Origin of the sequence: uncultured Campylobacter sp., from assembly GCF_938040115.1 — a bacterium.
In the GTDB taxonomy this organism is placed as follows: domain Bacteria; phylum Campylobacterota; class Campylobacteria; order Campylobacterales; family Campylobacteraceae; genus Campylobacter_A.
Window position 1 is genome coordinate 1 of record NZ_CALHXD010000288.1, and the last position, 1,265, is coordinate 1,265.

Annotated in this window: 2 protein-coding genes; one reads left to right on the forward strand and one right to left on the reverse strand. The window is 47.8% G+C overall.

The window, feature by feature from the left end:
• On the forward strand, positions 1 to 494 hold a 494-nt coding region (locus tag Q0314_RS09730), incomplete at its 5' end, for a winged helix-turn-helix domain-containing protein (protein WP_298058587.1).
• Here the strand turns inward: Q0314_RS09730 and Q0314_RS09735 are convergent.
• The coding region (locus Q0314_RS09735; protein WP_298058589.1) for an ABC transporter ATP-binding protein at positions 495 to 1,265 on the reverse strand (771 nt) is incomplete at its 5' end.

The following is a 1,265-nucleotide window of genomic DNA, read 5'->3' on the forward strand; positions in this document are numbered from 1 at the left end:
TAAAGACGAAGGATCTGGCAAATTTTGAGTCGGTCAAATTTCTGCGAGATAACGGGAGCCTAACTCCCGTTATGATCCTTATAGATAAGGCCATCCCCGCGCTTTATAAGAAAATTTACTACGCCAAATACGACGACTTTATGGTAAAGCCTTTTTTGCCGGAGGAGTTTTTGTTTCGGGTATTTAGAAACTGCCGAATTTTGCTCGGAAGCAAATTTGAGCTAAAAAACGGCGCTATCTACGACAAAAACAGCCTCACTCTGCACATAAACGGCACAAGCATAATGCTTGGCAAAAAAGAGGGGTTGTTTTTAGAAATTTTGGCCAAAAACGCCCCGCACGTAGTAACGATCCAGGAGCTTGAGTGGAGTATCTACAAGGACGAAAACGTCTCGTCCGATCGCCTGCGCTCGCTCGTGCGCCAGCTACGCGCGAAGCTACCCTTTGAGCTAATCAAAACCGTGCGCAGTATCGGGTATAGCCTAGAGGAGTAGCTAGAGCTTAGGCAGGATCACCTCTTTTTGCGCGAGCCTTTCAAAGGTGCAGACGTCGCCGTAAATTTTAACCAGCAGTTCGTCGTTTAAGACCTGCGCGACGCTGCCTTTTGAGACGATCCGCCCATCGCGAAAAACTATCACTTCGTCGCAAAACCAAAGGATGTGGTTTGGCTCGTGCGTGCAGATGACGATCGTTTTGCCGCCCGCAGCGATCTTTTTTAAAATTTTCCAAAGCGTGATCTGGTTTTTAAAATCAAGCGCGGACGTGGGCTCGTCAAGTAGTATGAGCGGTGTATCCTGCGCGAGCGCTCTGGCAATAAAAACTAGCTGCCGCTGCCCGCCGCTAAGCTCGTTCATCTTTTTATCGGCTAGATGCGAGATACCGATAAACTCCATCACCTCGCTCACCGCCCTTTTGTCGTCTTTGCTAAAGCCAAATAGACTCTTTACGTGCATAGAGCGCCCCATTAGGACGATATCCCTTACGAAAAACGGAAAATGCAGCTCGGTGTACTGCGCGACGTAGGCGATGTTTTTAGCCATCCACGCGGGACTTTTGTGCTTCGTGTTTTGCGAACCCACATAAATTTCGCCCCCTTTGATACTTAGAAATTTCATACAGCAGTTAAAAAACGTGCTCTTGCCGCTGCCGTTAGTGCCCAAAAGCCCGCATATGCTGCCTCTTTTGATCTCGATGCTTACGTCTTCAAGCCCGAATCCGCCGTAGCTAAAGGATAAATTTTTGGTTTGCAGTATCATTTTAGCATC